Consider the following 18,490-nt stretch of genomic DNA (forward strand, 5'->3'; position numbering starts at 1 on the left):
ATGAACAGCCCAATGAATGCTCCAGTAAATGCCAACGTCGTCCATGAATCCGAAGCCCAGCGCCAACATGCCCGGGTAAAAATCCCGGCCAAGCTGCGCTTCTTCGGCGCCGACCATACGCCGATGGAAGTGCGGGTCATCGACCTGTCTGCCGGCGGCCTGGCGTTCAACGCCCCGCAGCAGCCGCTGAAAGTCGGTGACGTGCACAAGGGTCGCCTGCAGTTCGTGATCGATAACCTGGGCCTGGCGATGGACGTGGAGCTGCAGATTCGCTCCTACGACCGCCAGACCGGCCGCACCGGTTGCCAGTTCCAGAACCTCGACGCACAAGACATCTCGACCCTGCGCCACCTGATCACCTCGCACCTGGCCGGCGACATCGTGACCATGGGCGACGTGCTGGCGACCCTGCAACGCGACAACTTCACCAAGGCGCGCAAGGTCAAGGACGGCGGCAGCAACATGAGCTTCGGCGGCCGCCTGCGGGCCGTGACCTTCAGCCTCGGGATCTTCGTGGTGGGCCTGGTCGCATTCGGCTTCGTGGTGAAATCGGTATATGGCATGTACTTCGTCAGCCACGCCACTTCCGCCCTGGTAAGCGTGCCCGGGATGAACGTGACCATGCCGCGCGACGGCACCGTGCAGAGCCTGATCAAAGGTGACGCGGTCGCTGCCAAAGGTGCACCACTGGCGACCTTCAGCACCAGCATGCTCGATGTGCTCAAGGGCCACCTGGACGAAGACCAGCTGCAACCGGCCAAGGTGGAAGAGCTGTTCGGCAAGCAAATGACCGGCACCCTCACCTCCCCGTGCGACTGCGTCGTGGCCCAGCAATTGGTCGCCGACGGCCAGTACGCCAGCAAGGGCGACGTGATCTTCCAACTGGTGCCACGCGGCAGCCAGGCCAACGTTGACGCACGCTTCTCCTATCGCCAGTTTGCCGATGTTCGCCCGGGCACCCGTGTGAACTTCCAGGTGGCGGACGAAGAGCAGGTTCGCACCGGCACTATCGTCAGCAGCACCAGCCTCAACAGCGCTGAAATGTCCTCCGACATCCGCGTGCAGATCAAACCCGACGCCCCGCTGGACAGCACCTACGCCGGTCGCCCGGTTGAAGTAACCAGCGACCGTGGCCCATCCCTGAACTGGCTGATCGACAAAGCCATGGCTCACGGTCTGTAAGCGAGGACATGCCTGTGAACCCTATTCTAAAAACAGCGCTGGCCAATGTGGGAGCCGGGCTTGCCCGCGATGACGGTGGTGAATCCAACCTCGGCATCGCAGGCAAGCCAGCTCCCACCCAAAGCAGGTCCCACTCTGCCTTGGCGTATTGTGCCCTGGCCCTGGCCGTGAGCCTCGCCGGCTGCGCCGGCCTGCCCGACCAACGCCTGGCCAACGAAGCCTTGAAGCGCGGCGACACCGTCACCGCGCAGCAGAACTACCAGCAACTGGCAGACCTGGGCTACAGCGAGGCCCAGGTGGGCCTGGCGGATATCCAGGTCGGTACCCGCGACCCCGAGCAGATCAAGCAGGCCGAAGCCACGTACCGCGCGGCCGCCGACACCTCGCCCCGCGCCCAGGCACGCCTGGGCCGCCTGCTGGTGGCCAAGCCCGGCGCCACCGAAGCCGAGCACCATGAAGCCGAAGGCCTGTTGAAAAAAGCCTTTGCCAATGGCGAAGGCAACACCCTGATTCCGCTGGCGATGCTGTACCTGCAATACCCCCACAGTTTCCCGAACATCAACGCCCAGCAGCAGATCAGCAAATGGCGCGCCTCGGGTTACCCGGAAGCCGGCCTGGCCCAGGTGCTGCTGTATCGCACCCAGGACACCTACGACCAGCATCTGGACGAAGTGGAAAGCATCTGCAAGGCCGCGCTGAACACCACCGATATCTGCTACGTCGAACTGGCCACGGTCTATCAGAAAAAAGCCGAGCCGGAAAAACAGGCCGAACTGCTCAAGCAGATGGAAGCAGGCTACAGCCGCGGTACCGTCACCGCCCAACGGGTCGACAGCGTCGCTCGTGTACTGGGTGATGCCACCCTGGGCAAGACCGACGAAAAAACCGCCCAGGCCCTGCTGGAAAAAATCGCCCCGGGCTACCCGGCGTCCTGGGTCAGCCTGGCGCAACTGCTCTACGACTTCCCGGAACTGGGCGACGTCGACCAGATGATGAAGTACCTGGACAACGGCCGCGCCGCCGACCAGCCCCGCGCCGAACTGCTGCTGGGCAAGCTCTACTACGAAGGCAAGTGGGTCCCGGCTGACGCCAAGGCCGCCGAAGAACACTTCCAGAAAGCCGTCGGCCGCGAAGTCGCCGCCGATTACTACCTCGGCCAGATCTACCGCCGAGGCTACCTGGGCAAGGTCTATTCGCAAAAGGCCCTGGACCATTTGCTGACCGCTGCACGCAACGGCCAGAACAGCGCCGACTTTGCGATCGCCCAACTGTTTTCCCAAGGCAAGGGCACCAAGCCCGACCCGCTTAACGCCTATGTCTTCAGCCAGCTGGCCAAGGCCCAGGACACGCCGGAAGCCAACGACCTGGCGACCCAGCTCGAAGCCCCGCTGACCCCGGAGCAACGCGCCGAAGGCCAACGCCTGGTGCAACAGGAACTGGCCGTGCGCGGCACCCTGGCCCAAAGCACGCTGCAATTGCACGCCCTGCAAGAAGAAGACGGCGAGGAATCCCTATGAAGCTCAATCCATTCGTCAAGGCCGGCATCGGCCTGACCTTCGCCCTGCTGTGGTCGTGCCCGACCCTGGCCGCGCTGACCGAAGCCAAGAACTTCGGCCTGGAAGTGAAAGTCACCGGCCAGTCCGAAGATGACCGCGACCTGGGCACCCAGAAAGGCGGCGACGTCAACGGCATCGGCCTCGACCTGCGCCCGTGGATCTACGGCGAAAGCGGCAACTGGAGCGCCTACGCCATGGGCCAGGCGGTGACGTCCAGCGACATCATCGAGACCGACACCCTGCAACAGTCCTCCGATGACGCCACCCAACAGACCAGCAATGACGACCGCAAGAGCAAGAAGAACTACCTGGCGATGCGCGAGTTCTGGGTCGCCTACGGCGGCTTCACGCCCTACCCCGGCGAGATCCTCAAGCTGGGTCGCCAACGCCTGCGCAATGACGACGGCCAATGGCGCGACACCAATATCGAAGCGCTGAACTGGACCTTCGACACCACCTTGCTCAAGGCCAATGTCGGCGTCGCCGAGCGTTTCAGCGAATACCGCACCGACCTCAAGGAACTGTCGCCCAAGGACAAGGACCGTCAGCACCTGTACGCCGACGCCGCCTATCAGTGGACGCCAGGCCAGTGGATCGGCCTGCGCGCGCACCACACCCATGACGACGGCAAGCTCGACTACCCGCAACCAGGCGTGGCCACCGACTCGCTGGACAAACGCGAGAACGGCGACCTGACCTGGCTCGGCATCGAAGCCAACAGCGACGCCTACAACTGGCGCAACACCAACACCGTCAACTACTGGGCCAGCGTCACCGGCATGCAGGGCGACCGCGACACGGTCAACGCCTTGAACGCCGACGGCACCCGGCCGACCAACGCCAAGCGCAGCGATGACGTGAATGGCTGGGCCACCGACCTGGGTGTGCGCCTGCGCCTCGACCCACAGTGGCAAGTGGGCGCCGCCTACTCCCGCGCCAGCGCCGAATACGAGCAGAACGGCCTGCAAAGCAACCGTTCGAACTGGACCGGTACCCAGTCCCGCGTCCACCGTTTCGGCGAAGCGTTCCGTGGCGAAATGAACAACATGCAGTCCATGAGCCTGTTCGGTTCCTGGCAGCTGCGTGAGGACTATGACGCCAGCCTCGTGTACCACAAGTTCTGGCGCGTCGACGGCAACAAGCCGGTGGGCAGCAACGGCATCGATGCCGTGCAGAACAACACCGATGACGTGACCGGCGCGATCCTGTCCAGCACTTCCCTGCCGCTTGAAGACGGCAAGAAGGACCTGGGCCAGGAGATGGACCTGGTGGTCACCAAGTACTTCAAGAAAGGCCTGCTGCCGGCCGGGCTCAGCCAGTCGATCGACGAACCGTCGGCCCTGGTGCGCTTGCGTGCCGGTGTGTTCAAGCCGGGCGACGCCTACGGCAGCCAGGTCGACTCGTACATGCATCGCGCCTTTGTCGACGTGATCTGGAAGTTCTGATGGGAGCCTGCGCAATGAACCCTCAAGCCCTCAAAGGCTCGGTCAGCCTGCTGGTCGCAGCCATGCTGCTGGCCAGCACTTCGGCCTTCGCCGATGTCGCGCAGCAGGTCAAGGCGCCGACCATCGCCAAAGAGCTGCAACAGGCCAAGACCTACACCATCTCCAGCCCGCCGACCGCGCCGCTGGAGATGGCCAAGCCGGCGCTGCCGGACGTGTCCGGCTACACCGCAGCGAATATCGCGAAGAAAATCGTGCGTACGAAACCCGGCAAGATCAGCATCCGCCGGATGATGCAGGAAGACGCCCTGAAGGACTTCATCGGCGGCGACAACAAGATGGCCGAATGGGTAGTGCGCCAGCACGGCATTCCCCAGGCGATCTTCGTCGACGACGGCTACATGAACCTCAAGGACCTGCTGAAGAAAGTGCCCAAGCAGTACTTCAGCGAAACCTCGCCGGGGGTGTTCCTGGCCAAGTTGCCGATCGTGGTGGGCCGTAAAGGCATCCTCGAAATCGACAAGCAGACCCAGGAGTTGCGCCTGTCCCAGGAAGCCGGTTCGTTCCTGATCAACGACGGCCAGCTGTTTGTGCGCGACACCAGAATCACCGGCTGGCGCGAGAAGGCCAACGGCCCGGCGACCTTCCAGTCGCCCAAGGAATTCCGCCCGTTCCTGCTGGCCTGGGGCGGCACCGAGACCTACATCGCCAACAGCAAGATGGCCAGCTTCGGCTACGCCAACAGTAAGTCTTACGGCGTGAGTATTTCCCAGTACACGCCGAACATGGCCAAGGTGCTCAAGCGCCCCGAGCCGACGGGCTGGATCGTCGACTCCGAGTTCTCGGACATGTGGTACGGCTTCTACTGCTACGAAACCACCGGTTTTGTGCTCAAGGGCAATACCTACAAAGACAACATCGTCTACGGCATTGACCCCCACGACCGTTCCCACGGTTTGATCATCACCGACAACACCGTCTACGGCACGAAGAAGAAGCACGGCATCATCATTTCCCGGGAAGTGAACGACAGCTTCATCTTCAACAACCGCAGCTTCGACAACAAGCTCTCAGGCCTGGTGATCGACCGTAACAGCGTCAACAACCTGATCGCCGACAACGAGATCTACCGCAACCACACCGACGGCATCACCCTCTACGAGAGCGGCGATAACCTGCTGTGGGGCAACAAGGTGATCAGCAACCGTCGCCACGGCATCCGCATACGTAACAGCGTGAACATTCGCCTGTACGAAAACGTGGCCATGGCCAACGGGCTGACCGGCGTATACGGCCACATCAAGGACCTGACCGACACCGACCGCGACATCGCCCTCGACCCGTTCGACACCAAGGTCTCGCTGATCGTGGTCGGCGGTGAACTGGCCGCCAACGGCAGTGGGCCGCTGTCCATTGACTCGCCGTTGAGTGTCGAGCTGTACCGCGTGTCGATGCTTGCGCCGACCAAATCCAGTGGCATCAGCTTCTCGGGCGTCCTCGGCGATCGCCAGGAAGAGATTCTCGACTTGCTGGTACGCCAGAAAAAAGCCGTGCTGATCGACCCTGTCGAACGCCAGACCGAAATGCAGGACTGAGGATGACCTTTATGCACCCACACATGATCAAACTGCTCAGCCTTTCGGGTTTGACCCTCGGCCTGCTCGCGGCCAGCCAGGGCGTGCGCGCCGACGAAGTCCAGGCGCCGAAATTCAGCGCCGAACCGTGCTGCAGCCTGTGCCCGGCCGCCCACGACGCGAAGAACTACACCACACGCTACCAGCAGAACTTCACCACCCTGGTGCAAGCCCAGGGCGACTGGCTGTTCCGGACCCAGGAAGACCTGCGCACCGAATTCGACACCAGCCCCGCCGGCTACAAACGCATGCAGCAGTTGCACGATGCGTTCAAGAGCAAGGGCGTGGAACTGGTGGTGGTGTACCAGCCAACCCGTGGCCTGGTGAACCGCAACAAGCTCAACCCCGAAGAGAAAGCCAAGTTCGATTTCGACAAGGCCCTGGGCAATTACAAGACCATGCTCGGCCGCTTCGCCAAGATGGGCTACGTGGTGCCGGACCTGTCGCCGTTGACCAACGAGCAACTGCCCGACGAGTTGCCGGCCCACGATTTCTACTTCCGCGGCGACCAACACTGGACACCGTACGGCGCCCAGCGCACCGCAAAAATCGTCGGCGCCAAAGTACGCGCGATGCCGGAATTCGCCGGTATCCCGCAGCGTGAATTCGAGACCAAACGGTCCGGGCGCATGGGCAAGACCGGCACCCTGCACAACATGGCCGGGCAACTGTGCGGCACCAGCTACGCGATCCAGTACATGGACCAGTTCACCACCGAGCCCAAGGGTGAAGCGGGCGACGGCGACCTGTTCGGCGATTCCGGCAACCCGCAGATCACCCTCGTGGGCACCAGCCACAGCGGCAAGAACTACAACTTCGCCGGCTTCCTGGAACAGGAAATCGGTGCCGACATCCTCAACGTCGCCTTCCCCGGCGGAGGCCTGGAAGGCTCGATGATCCAGTACCTGGGCAGCGAAGAATTCCAGAAGACCCCGCCGAAGATTCTGATCTGGGAATTCTCGCCGCTGTACCGCCTGGACCAGGAAACCATCTACCGCCAGATGATGGCGCTGCTGGACAACGGCTGCGAAGGCAAGACCGCACAGATGAGTGCCAGCGCCACGTTGAAACCCGGCAAGAACGAATTGCTGGTTAACAGTTCGAACAAAGACCTGCGCAACTCCAGCCATCAGGTCGACATCCGCTTCGCCGACCCTTCGGTGAAAACCCTGCAAGCCACCCTCTGGTACATGAACGGGCGCCACGAGGACATCAAGATCGAGAAACCCGAAACATCCGATACAGACGGGCGTTTCGCCTTCGAACTGCGCACCGACGAAGACTGGGCCACGCAAAACCTGCTGGCCGTGGAAGTGCAGGGCCCTGAAGCGGGCCAGGCCGCGCAGAAGGTAGAAGCGAAAATTTGCACACGCAACGTATTCCCTGCCGGTGGTCAACAGACTGCTTCAACGGGGCAATGAGGTTACTTATGCAGAAGTTATTGATTCCAACGCTGCTGGGCCTGGCGATGTTTGCCGGTTCAGTCAACGCCGCCGCGCCACTGCGTCCACCCCAGGGTTATTTCGCCCCGGTGGAAGCGTTCAAGACCGGCGACTTCAAGAATGACTGCGACGCCATGCCGGCGCCGTACACCGGCTCGCTGCAATTTCGCAGCAAGTACGAAGGTTCGGACAAGGCCCGTTCCACCCTTAACGTGCAGTCCGAAAAAGCCTTTCGCGACAGCACCGCCGACATCACCAAGCTGGAAAAAGACACCAGCAAGCGCGTGATGCAGTTCATGCGCGACGGCCGCCCGGAGCAGCTGGAATGCACGCTGAACTGGCTCACCAGTTGGGCCAAGGCGGATGCGTTGATGTCCAAGGACTTCAACCACACCGGCAAGTCCATGCGCAAATGGGCCCTGGGCAGCATGGCTTCGGCCTATGTGCGCCTGAAGTTCTCCGACTCCCACCCGCTGGCCAACCACCAGCAGGAGTCGCAGTTGATCGAAGCCTGGTTCAGCAAGATGGCCGACCAGGTGGTAAGCGACTGGGACAACCTGCCGCTGGATAAAACCAACAACCACTCCTACTGGGCTGCCTGGTCGGTGATGGCGACGTCCATCGCCACCAACCGCCGCGACCTGTTTGACTGGGCTGTGAAGGAATACAAGGTCGGCGCCAATCAGGTGGATGCCCAAGGCTTCCTGCCCAACGAATTGAAGCGCCAGCAACGGGCCTTGTCGTACCACAACTACGCGCTGCCGCCGCTGGCGATGATCGCCAGTTTCGCCCTGGTCAACGGTGTTGACCTGCGCCAGGAAAACAACGGCGCGTTGAAACGCCTGGGTGACAACGTGCTGGCCGGGGTGAAAGACCCGGAAATCTTCGAGAAGAAGAACGGCAAGGAACAGGACATGAAGGACCTCAAGGAAGACATGAAATTTGCCTGGCTTGAGCCCTTCTGCACCCTCTACACCTGCGCGCCGGATGTGATCGAGCGCAAGCACGGGATGCAACCGTTCAAGACGTTCCGCCTCGGGGGTGACCTGACCAAGGTCTACGACCCGACGCACGAAAAAGGCAAAAAAGGCAGCTGATACAAAGCTCCCACACCTGGACTCGGTCCAAATGTGGGAGCTGGCTTTATGTGGGAGCTGGCTTGCCTGCGATGCAGACACCTCGGTAATTCAGACAAACCGAGTTGATCCCATCGCGGGCAAGCCCGGCTCCCACATGAGCCGACACACTGAACGCGTACACCCTCCCAGATTCGTGGGGGGTTTGGGGGGGCCGTTGGCCCTTGACTGTTGGTTAAACATGGAGAGATCGGGATGGTTTTCTCGTCCAATGTGTTCCTGTTTCTGTTCTTGCCGATCTTCCTCGGCTTGTACTACTTGAGCGGGCAACGCTATCGCAATCTGCTGCTGCTGATTGCCAGCTATGTGTTCTACGCCTGGTGGCGAGTGGACTTCCTGGCGCTGTTCGCCGCCGTGACGCTGTGGAACTACTGGATCGGCCTCAAGGTCGGTGCGGCAGGCGTGCGCACCAAGCCGGCCCAGCGCTGGCTGCTGTTGGGCGTGGCGGTCGACCTGTGCATTCTCGGCTACTTCAAGTACGCCAACTTCGGCGTCGACAGCATCAACCTGATGATGAAGTCGGCGGGCCTGGAGCCCTTTATCCTCACCCACGTGCTGTTGCCGATCGGGATCTCGTTCTACATCTTCGAGTCCATCAGCTACATCATCGACGTGTACCGCGGCGACACGCCGGCCACCCGCAACCTGATCGACTTTGCGGCGTTCGTGGCGATCTTCCCGCACCTGATTGCCGGCCCCGTGTTGCGCTTTCGCGACCTGGCCGACCAGTTCAACAACCGCACCCACACCCTGGATAAATTCTCCGAGGGCTGCACGCGATTCATGCAGGGTTTCATCAAGAAGGTGTTCATCGCCGACACCCTGGCGGTGGTCGCCGACCATTGCTTCGCCCTGCAAAACCCGACAACGGGAGACGCCTGGCTCGGCGCGCTGGCCTACACCGCGCAGCTGTACTTCGACTTCTCCGGCTACAGCGACATGGCGATCGGTCTGGGCTTGATGATGGGTTTCCGCTTCATGGAAAACTTCAAGCAGCCGTACATCAGCCAGTCGATCACCGAGTTCTGGCGGCGCTGGCACATCAGCCTGTCCACCTGGCTGCGTGACTACCTGTACATCACCCTGGGCGGCAACCGTAAAGGCACGTTGACCACCTACCGCAACCTGTTCCTGACCATGCTCCTGGGGGGCCTGTGGCACGGTGCGAACATCACCTACATCGTGTGGGGCGCCTGGCACGGCATGTGGCTGGCGATTGAAAAAGCCATCGGCCTCAACACCGCACCGCGCAGTTTCAACGTCGTGCGCTGGGCCTTCACCTTCCTGCTGGTGGTGATGGGCTGGGTGATCTTCCGCTCGGAAAACCTGCACGTGGCCGGTCGCATGTACGGCGCGATGTTCAGCTTCGGCGAATGGTCGCTGTCGGAACTCAACCGCGCCAGCCTCACCGGCCTGCAAGTGGCAACCCTGGTGGTGGCGTACGCAACCCTGGCGTTCTTCGGCCTGCGGGACTTCTACAGCAACCGCCCACCGGAAAAAACCAAGCCTGCAGTCAATACCCAGGCCGATGGCCCGGCCACTGCCCAACCGGGCTTGATCAAGGCGGTACCCGGCGACAACCCGGGCAGCATCCATGAGCCCGGCTACACCGTGGGCACCGAGGCCACCGTGCAACCGGCCTACTGGAGCGCCACCTGGCCACGCTACGCCATGCGCGCTGCAGTGCTGCTGCTGTTCGTGGCATCGATTCTCAAACTTTCGGCGCAGAGCTTCTCGCCGTTCCTTTACTTCCAGTTCTGAGGGAGCCGACCATGACCCGTTCATTACGCGTCCTCTACATCGCCTTGTTCCTCGCCGTGCTGCTGGCGTTGGGCGCCTGGTCGATGCGCAGTTTCCTGGGCTTCAGCACCAACGCCGACGCCACCGTGCTCAACGGTCGCTGGACCAAGGCCGTCGAGACCCATTACGACGACCAGTTCCCGATCAAGCGCCTGGGCACCAACCTCTGGGCAGCCCTGGACTACAAGCTGTTCAATGAAGGCCGCCCCGGCGTGGTGATTGGCCGCGACCACTGGTTGTACAGCGACGAGGAATTCAACCCCATCGTCAACGAAGACCAGAACCTGCAGGGCAACTACGCCCTGGTGGAAGGCGTGCGCCAGAAGCTCAAGGCCCAGGGCATCCAACTGGTGATGGCGATCGTGCCGGCCAAGGTGCGCCTGTACCCGGAACACCTGGGTGAAGTGCAACCGGCCAGCATCCACGCCGGTCTCTACCAGGACTTCCATGCCCGCATGGCCGCCGACAAGATCGTCGCCCCCGACCTGATGGGCCCGCTGCAACAGGCCAAGCTGCACGGCCAGCAGGTGTTCCTGCGCACCGACACCCACTGGACCCCGGACGGCGCTGAAGTGGCGGCCAAAGAGCTGGCCAGGACGATTGCGAATAAAACGCCCCTGAGCGGCGAGCCTCAACGCTTTGTCACCGAAGCCGAGAAGACCGAACCGCACAAGGGTGACCTGCGCCTGTTCCTGCCCCTGGACCCACTGTTCGAAAACCTGATGCCGCCCAAGGAGCCGCTGCAAAAACGCGTGACTCACCTGGCTGAGACCAAGGGCGACGACGCGCTGTTCAGCGACAGCGAAACCCCGGTGGCCCTGGTGGGCACCAGCTACAGCGCCAACCCGAACTGGAACTTTGTCGGCGCGCTGAAGCAAGCCCTGGGCAGCGACGTCATCAACTACTCCGAAGACGGCCACGGCCCGATCCTGCCGATGCTCAGCTACCTGAAAAGCGACGACTTCAAGAACAGCCCGCCACAGGTGCTGATCTGGGAGTTTCCTGAACGTTATCTGCCCGTGAACAACGAAATCGGCGACGCCGACCCGCAGTGGGTTGCGCAGCTCAAACAAGCCGGTATGCGCCAACAGAACATGGCTATCAATACACCAAAATCCGAGACGCCCGACCGGGCGCAAAACTGAAAGAGAGGTAACTCACATGACTTTCACTACTAACCTCGCAAAAACTTTTGCTCTCGTCGCCGGCATGAGCGTTGTTTCGATGTCTGCCTTCGCCGGTGGCGATGCCGCCCTCTACGGCCCCGTCGCGCCAAAAGGCTCGAGCTTTGTGCGGGTGTACAACGCCAGCAACCAGGAAGTCAGCGCCACCGTCGGCAGCACCAACTTAAGCGAAGTTGCACCGCTGGCCAGCAGTGACTTCAGCTTCATGCCAGGTGGTGACTACAGCGCCAAGGTCGGCAGCCAGACCCTGCCGGTCAAGCTCGCCGCCGACCACTACTACACCCTGGTCAGCAGTGGCAGCGGCCAGCCGCAACTGATCGAAGAACCGCCGTTCAAGAACAAGCAGAAATCCCTGGTGCGCGTGCAGAACCTCAGTGACAAGTCGCTGACCCTGAAAACCGCCGACGGCAAGACCGACGTGGTCCAGGCCGTAGCCGCCAAAGGCCGTGGCGAGCGCGAGATCAACCCGGTGAAGGTCAGCCTGGCCTTGTATGAAGGCGACAAGAAAGTCGGCGACGTAAAGCCCGTGGCCCTGGAGCGTGGTGAGGCCGCGGTGCTGTACGTCACCGGCACCGGCGCCAACCTGTCGCCAGTGTGGGTGAAACGCCCCGTGTCGACTCGCTAATGATTTATCTGAGTTGACACGCTCCTTGTGGGAGCTGGCTTGCCTGCGATGGCGGTCTTGAAGGCGCCATCGCAGGCAAGCCAGCTCCCACATTGTCAGCATTTCAACTCAGGCCCGGACAAAAACAAGAGTGAAACGACAAACCTTCGTAGCTCTGACCCATATCGATTCAAGGAGAAACACATGATCCCAGTAATCCTTTCCGGTGGTAGCGGCTCACGTCTTTGGCCGCTTTCCCGCAAACAGTTTCCCAAGCAGTTCCTGGCCCTGACCTCCGAGCACACCTTATTCCAGCAAACCCTGGAGCGCCTGGTATTCGAAGGCATGGATGCGCCCATCGTGGTCTGCAACAAAGACCACCGCTTTATCGTCAACGAGCAACTCGCCGCCCGCAAACTGGACACCCAGCGCATCCTGATGGAACCGTTCGGCCGCAACACCGCGCCAGCCGTGGCCCTGACGGCGATGATGCTGGTCAACGAAGGCCGTGACGAGCTGATGCTGGTACTGCCCGCCGACCACGTGCTGGACGACCAGAAAGCCCTGCAACGCGCCCTGGCCCTGGCCACCGTGGCCGCCGAGCGCGGCGAGATGGTGCTGTTCGGCGTACCGGCCACCCGTCCGGAAACCGGCTATGGCTATATCAAGTCGACCAACGATTCGCTGCTGCCCGAAGGCGTCAGCCGCGTGCAGCAGTTCGTGGAAAAACCGGATGAAAAACGCGCCGCCGAGTTCGTCAAAAGCGGGGGTTATTTCTGGAACAGCGGCATGTTCCTGTTCCGCGCCAGCCGCTTCCTCGAGGAGCTGAAAAAGCACGACCCGGACATCTACGACACGTGCATGCTGACCCTGGAACGCAGCAACCACACCGCCGACACCATCGACATCGACGAGTCCACCTTCGCCTGCTGCCCGGACAATTCCATCGACTATGCCGTGATGGAAAAAACCCAGCTGGCCTGCGTGGTGCCATTGACCGCCGGCTGGAGCGACGTGGGTTGCTGGGCATCGCTGTGGGACGTGAATGAAAAAGACGCCAACGGCAACGTCAGCAAGGGCGACGTGGTGATCCAGGACAGCAAGAACTGCATGATCCACGGCAACGGCAAACTGGTGTCGGTGATCGGCCTGGAAAACATCGTGGTGGTGGAAACCAAGGACGCGATGATGATTGCCCACAAGGACAAGGTCCAGGGCGTCAAGCAGATGGTCAATACCCTCAACGAACAGGGCCGCAGCGAAACTCAGAACCACTGCGAGGTCTACCGTCCGTGGGGCTCGTATGACTCGGTGGACATGGGCGGCCGCTTCCAGGTCAAGCACATCTCGGTCAAGCCGGGCGCGTGCCTGTCGTTGCAGATGCACCACCACCGCGCCGAACACTGGATCGTGGTCAGCGGCACCGCCGAAGTCACCTGTGACGAGAACGTGTTCCTGCTCACCGAAAACCAGTCCACCTACATCCCGATCGCCTCGGTGCACCGCTTGCGCAACCCGGGCAAGATTCCCTTGGAGATTATCGAGGTGCAGTCCGGCAGCTACCTGGGTGAAGACGATATCGAGCGCTTTGAAGATATCTACGGTCGGTCTACGCCGATCGAGCGTGGCGTGTCGGTGAAAACCATCGCGCAGTAACACCGCGGAAAAACAAGCGCCCGTCACTGACTGCGTCCCCTATCCGCAGTCAGTGGCGGGCTGTTTGTATACCGCCCTGACCTTAGCTGAACGGGCCCTTTTTAATGATGCGACTAACTGGGTTGCCATCGCCGTCTCGATACTTCAAGGGGATGTCGAACTTTGTATCCACGTAAAAAATGTTCTTGTTACCCGTTGGCATTACCGTAAGGCCCGACGTATTTATCTCGTAGTATTGCGTCATCTTTTGCTGGGTATTGCCGGTGGGACGCCGACCAAAGATCGTCCTGGATATCTCAGCCTGGGTCGTATCCCCAGGCCCCAGGTTCGTAAAGTAATGCCGGCGCTGGCCATGGGGTAAAGGTTGCCCTTTAAGATCTTTAGAGGACGGCTGCAAATGCCAGTCGGCATTGATGGAAGCCGATGCATCGTTCCCCGTGTAGTGGTAATACACGTTCTCGCCTTTGACGGGAGGGTCCAGTTCCGCTTTTTCGCCTGGAAAGGCTTCGGGCGTTCTAGGTCTTTTTGAGGCATTGGAAGAGGTCGGCTGTATATCGAGCGTCGCCGGGCGTTTGACCCCTTGACTGCCTTCCCCCCTCGCACCACCCAGCATCCTGTTCAGCCGCCATTGCCCCTCACCCGCCGACTGCAGGAACGCCACAGTCTTTTTGGTTTGCGGGTCAACGACTCGAACGTATCCGCTTTCGACTTTGTAAACCGGGCTGATTTCATACGGCTTGCTGACGCCGGTACCGTCGGTATAACGCACATAGAACTGCTCCCCGACTTGATAAGTACCGTCGCCCCTCATCGTACGGCCGTCGAGCACGTTCTCAGGAACGGAATAGGCACTGATGTCTGGCAACGTGCGCGTTGCGCCCCTACCTTGACCCGCTATTTCCGAGGGTGTCAGCGGCATGACCCTGGCTGCCAGCGACGGCTGCAGGACCGGGCGCAGAATCGGACTGGCCGTATCACCAGTCTTCACCCCGCCGCCGTAACGGCTATAGATCATGGCAAGTCGGTTGGGTTTGTCGAGCACCCTCACGATGGATTGGCCAGGCGCCCGGACGACCCTCAGCCCGGACTTGGTGAGCCTGACGGCAGTCGAAATACCCTTGCCAATCACCGGCAAGAGGTCCATGAACTGGGTGGCGATCTCGATACCGAACATCGTCTTGTTGTAGGCCGACTCCTTGGCCACCTCGGCGGAGCTGACAGAACCGAGATCCGCCTTATCGAGCAGTATCTCCGTCAGCTGTTTGTACAGTGCATCCTGAAAGTCACCCTGGATAGGTTTGAGGTACGCATTGCTTGTCAGCTCGTTCGCCTTGCCCACACGCTTGAGGTTTTTGATGACGTCGCCGTCTCGATAGTCCTGGATGACAGCCCCCAGGCTGTCCGGATTGAGCGGCGACGTTTTGCTTCGGGCATAGGCTTTCCATTCCGGCTGCTCGAAAAGCGCCTCCAGGGCAGCCTGGTTGGCAACTTGTCGAAAGGACATGCCGTCAGGCGCATCAGGGGTATACAACACCAGCGGCCCGGCCTCGGCCTCGCCATTGCCAATGGCGATGACACCCTGGAGCGCCTGGCCATGGTGACTGACGGTGTTGGCAACGATGTTTTTTCCATCCACCTGGGGCCGGGTGGCCGGGTCCGGAAAATCGAGCACGGTCTGGACCCACTCGGATGCCGGGGATCCCTGTGGATAAGCCTGCGGGTTCAACTCCCACAGAAACGCCTGCTTGTTCATCACATCGGACAGATTGGCTTTCCACGCGGAACGCAGTTTCCCCGGTTCTCCGGTCTGAGCGTCGGGCGCCATTCGCGTCTTGAGAAACTGGATGTAATTACCACCCACGTCCAGTTCATTGACCAATGCCTTGAGCTCTTCAGTTCCCAGGACCACGGGATTTCCGTCGGACCCCAGTACCGGCTTGCCCGAGGCGTCGGTCAAGGGTGCGGCGAATGCCACGGAAGAGTATTGGTGACTTTCTGCCGCAGGCCAGGCAGTGGGGTTTTTCAAGGCCAGCTCAGTCAGGGAACTATGGTGGCTGCTGACATTGCGTGGAACGTAGGCGCCGGGCCGGCCGGTATGCACTCTGGATTGCGTGGTGGTGGTCACCACGATCTTGTCCGGGTCAAAACTCGCCGTCGGGTATTTTTTCTGCAGCGCGGCGTTCAGTTGCTGATTGGCAAAACGCTGCAGCGAGGGAATTTCTTCCAGTAACGGCACCAGGTTCTGGAGGGATTGGTGCTCGCTCGTGTCCAGGTATTGATATTGCCCCGCGTCCATGGGGGACAGGTTTTTCAACCATGGCGGCTGTTGTTTATCTTCGAGCTTTTCACCCCGGGCAAGCATGGCATTGCTGCTGTCCATTTGAGACGACCAATTGGCGGCATTGTTCATGGCCTGGGCGATTTGGGGGCCGTCCATGTCGCTGGTGTCTGAGTGAATCAAAGCGTTCAGCTCGGCTTTTTGCCGCTCCAAAAGCTGAGGAACTGCTTCTGCTATCACATCTCCTGAAGTGGGCGCGAAACTGAGCGTCAGGTCATCCCCGCGCAAAGGCTTGCGCAGGTTTTCCACCGATAGCGGCAAACTTTCAGACAGGAGCTTTGCGGGGATACCTCCCTGGTCAATGCGCTGTGCCAGCGCCGCTTGCAGTTGGGCCGGGGTCGCAAATTCCTCAAACCCTTCGCCGGGGGTGTAAAGCACCACAGGGCCGTTACCTTCGTCAGCCTTGATGTTTTTGTCACCGTTGGGCCAGTGAGGTTGTGTCTTCCAGGAACCATCTGTGGAGGTAATCATGAAGGCTCCGGCCAGCCGCGCGCCGTTTGGCGTGTTGTCATCCAACGTGATCGGGTAAACGCCAGGCCGCGCACCGTCGGGGAAAGCGCTTTCCCGGGCGGCCAACGTGGGATAGCGGAACGCCTTGTCGATCAGGGCCTTGCTCGCCGGGCTCAGGGTACCGTCCTCCAGGCGCAGAGCCGCCTGGATGGAAAGCATTTCCCGGTGCAGGTTGATCAATTGATCTTGAGGTGGGCTCGGATCTTTTTCGTTGGGGCGGGGAGACGTCCAGAACCGAGTGACGGCGTTGGCAAACAGCTCCCCGATTTCTCCCACGGCGCCAGGCGTCCTGGCAACGTACTCTTGATACTCCTGCACAAATTGTTCGTAGCTGGGCTGCTGGCTGATCAACCGGTTTATTTTAATGTTGAGTGCATCGTGCTGGCCGAGGAAGCCCTGCTGAGCAGAAGCAGGCTTGCCAAAAACATACTCGGCGACCGTGGCCGGATGAATGCTCCGCACGACGGGTATGGCTGGCGTACCAATGGCAGGGAGGCCAGAAAATGGCGCCGGTGCTCCAGGGCCTGGCGCCTCGCTCCCAGAGGATGGCTGGTTGGATGAATCAGATGGAGGGGGAAGATCAGGATGATAGTGGGTATGACGCTTAACGATCATTGAATGGACCCTGTCATTAAGGGAGTCAGTCCGTTGCCCTTTTAAAAGTGATATCGCTCCGATGATGAATCAATCAGTGGGGTAAGAGAGTCCGCGGGTTCCTGTGGGAAAAATGCAATACGTTACGGTAGGTGAATAGGCTTGGCCCTCGAGCTCAGCTACGATGAACGCTCATGGCAAGCGAGGGTTTTATCGTGTTCATCGGTGTTCTGCTGGTCATTACCTGGCTAATCCTTCTGCTGCGCTACCCGGCCCGGGCCTTGCCGGTTTCGCTCGCGGCCGCCGTCGGCCTGGGCCTGGTGGCGATGTGGGTGGTGTGGCTGGACAACCGCGAGGCCCAGCAATTGGCACGCCTGGAGCTACGTACCGTGTACGCCCCTAAAGAGTGCCCGGCGGACCGCCCGCTCAAACTCACCTTGAACAACGGCAACAACGTGCCGCTGACCGAACTGCGCTGGCGCATCGCGGCCTATGCGCCGGGCGATACGGTCAACCTGGCGGACAACGTGTACGCTGCCCCGCGCTACCGCGGCCCCGGCGAGTTGCAGGCAGGCGCCACCTGGGAAGACTGCCTGCCGGTGCCGCCGCTGCGCCCCGGCTACCGCCCGCAAACCCTGGAATTTCGCGCCGAGCATTTGCAAGGCAGCTTTTCCGACTAACCCTGACAAAGGATTGATCCATGCCCAACGTACTCATTACCGGGTGTTCCAGTGGCATTGGCCGTGCCCTGGCGGATGCCTTCAAACACGCGGGCTTTGACGTGTGGGCCAGTGCCCGGCGCACCGAGGATGTTGCAACACTCAGCGCCGCCGGCTTTAACGCCGTGCAACTGGACGTCAACGACAGCGCTGCACTGGCGCACTTGGCCGGGCAGATCGGCGCGCTGGACGTACTGATCAACAACGCCGGCTACGGCGCCATGGGCCCGTTGCTCGACGGCGGCACCCAGGCGATGCAGCAGCAGTTCCAGACCAATGTGTTTTCAGTGGTCGGGGTGACGCAGGCGCTGTTCCCGGCCCTGCGCCAGCGCAAAGGGTTGGTGGTGAATATCGGCAGTGTCTCGGGTGTGCTGGTCACGCCGTTTGCCGGTGCGTACTGCGCTTCAAAAGCGGCGGTGCATGCCTTGAGCGATGCATTGCGCATGGAGCTGGCACCGTTTGGCGTGCGGGTGATGGAAGTGCAACCGGGGGCCATCGATACCAGCTTTGCAAAAAACGCCGGCACCCAGGCCGAGCTGTTGATCAATGAGCAATCGCCCTGGTGGCCACTGCGCGAAAGCATCCGCGCCCGGGCCAAGGCCTCTCAGGATCGGCCTACGCCCGCCAGCAAGTTCGCCGCCGATGTGCTCAAGGCCGTACAACAGAGCACACCGCCGCGCCTGTTGCGCTCGG

At 61.1% G+C, this 18,490-nt stretch carries 13 protein-coding genes; 12 read left to right on the forward strand and 1 reads right to left on the reverse strand.

All coding sequences use genetic code 11. The annotated features are described in order from the left end of the window. Positions 1–12: 12 nt before the first annotated feature. The 10 genes from V3W39_RS25305 (at position 13) to V3W39_RS25350 (ending at position 13,636) form a co-directional block, all read left to right on the forward strand. Positions 13–1,182: an alginate biosynthesis protein Alg44 gene (locus V3W39_RS25305; protein ID WP_177043507.1), complete on the forward strand. Its 1,170-nt coding sequence runs from the start codon at positions 13–15 to the stop codon at positions 1,180–1,182. Positions 1,183–1,196: 14 nt separating this feature from the next. Further along, the gene (gene algK, locus V3W39_RS25310) at positions 1,197–2,699 is read left to right on the forward strand and encodes an alginate biosynthesis TPR repeat lipoprotein AlgK (protein WP_371317313.1); all 1,503 of its coding nucleotides are present in this window, start codon (positions 1,197–1,199) and stop codon (positions 2,697–2,699) included. Continuing rightward, complete coding sequence (locus tag V3W39_RS25315) at positions 2,696–4,183, forward strand: alginate export family protein (RefSeq protein ID WP_330213550.1); 1,488 nt, start codon at positions 2,696–2,698, stop codon at positions 4,181–4,183. Before algK ends, V3W39_RS25315 begins: the two co-directional genes overlap by 4 nt. Beyond that, a complete protein-coding gene (gene algG / locus V3W39_RS25320) occupies positions 4,183–5,775 on the forward strand; it encodes a mannuronan 5-epimerase AlgG (RefSeq protein ID WP_330213551.1) in 1,593 nt (530 codons plus the stop codon). The genes V3W39_RS25315 and algG overlap by 1 nt, the downstream gene beginning before the upstream one ends. Before the next feature lie 11 nt (positions 5,776–5,786). Further along, positions 5,787–7,235, forward strand: a complete 1,449-nt coding sequence (locus tag V3W39_RS25325; RefSeq protein ID WP_177043524.1) for an alginate O-acetyltransferase — start codon at positions 5,787–5,789, stop codon at positions 7,233–7,235. 8 nt (positions 7,236–7,243) lie between these two features. Further along, a complete protein-coding gene (locus V3W39_RS25330) occupies positions 7,244–8,353 on the forward strand; it encodes a mannuronate-specific alginate lyase (protein WP_330213552.1) in 1,110 nt (369 codons plus the stop codon). A 234-nt stretch (positions 8,354–8,587) separates the two neighbouring features. Next, a complete protein-coding gene (locus tag V3W39_RS25335) occupies positions 8,588–10,153 on the forward strand; it encodes an MBOAT family O-acyltransferase (RefSeq protein WP_169386267.1) in 1,566 nt (521 codons plus the stop codon). Positions 10,154–10,164: 11 nt separating this feature from the next. Next, on the forward strand, positions 10,165–11,337 hold the full coding sequence (locus tag V3W39_RS25340) for an alginate O-acetyltransferase (protein ID WP_177043503.1): 1,173 nt from the start codon (positions 10,165–10,167) through the stop codon (positions 11,335–11,337). Between the two features lie 16 nt (positions 11,338–11,353). Next, complete coding sequence (locus V3W39_RS25345) at positions 11,354–12,001, forward strand: alginate O-acetyltransferase AlgF (protein WP_177043502.1); 648 nt, start codon at positions 11,354–11,356, stop codon at positions 11,999–12,001. A gap of 183 nt (positions 12,002–12,184) precedes the next feature. Continuing rightward, entirely contained in the window at positions 12,185–13,636 is a 1,452-nt protein-coding gene (locus V3W39_RS25350) for a mannose-1-phosphate guanylyltransferase/mannose-6-phosphate isomerase (protein ID WP_177043501.1), read from the forward strand. An 82-nt stretch (positions 13,637–13,718) separates the two neighbouring features. Here the strand turns inward: V3W39_RS25350 and V3W39_RS25355 are convergent, their stop codons facing one another. Continuing rightward, complete coding sequence (locus V3W39_RS25355; RefSeq protein ID WP_330213553.1) at positions 13,719–17,099, reverse strand: dermonecrotic toxin domain-containing protein; 3,381 nt, start codon at positions 17,097–17,099, stop codon at positions 13,719–13,721. A 194-nt stretch (positions 17,100–17,293) separates the two neighbouring features. On the opposite strand from V3W39_RS25355, the gene V3W39_RS25360 reads away from it, so the two are divergent. After that, complete coding sequence (locus tag V3W39_RS25360; RefSeq protein WP_177043523.1) at positions 17,294–17,758, forward strand: multidrug transporter; 465 nt, start codon at positions 17,294–17,296, stop codon at positions 17,756–17,758. Between the two features lie 20 nt (positions 17,759–17,778). Then, positions 17,779–18,490, forward strand: a 712-nt coding sequence (locus V3W39_RS25365; protein ID WP_330213554.1) for an SDR family oxidoreductase, incomplete at its 3' end; no start/stop codon positions are given.

Source organism: Pseudomonas sp. Z18(2022) (assembly GCF_036346535.1).
Classification (GTDB): Bacteria; Pseudomonadota; Gammaproteobacteria; order Pseudomonadales; family Pseudomonadaceae; genus Aquipseudomonas; species Aquipseudomonas yamanorum_A.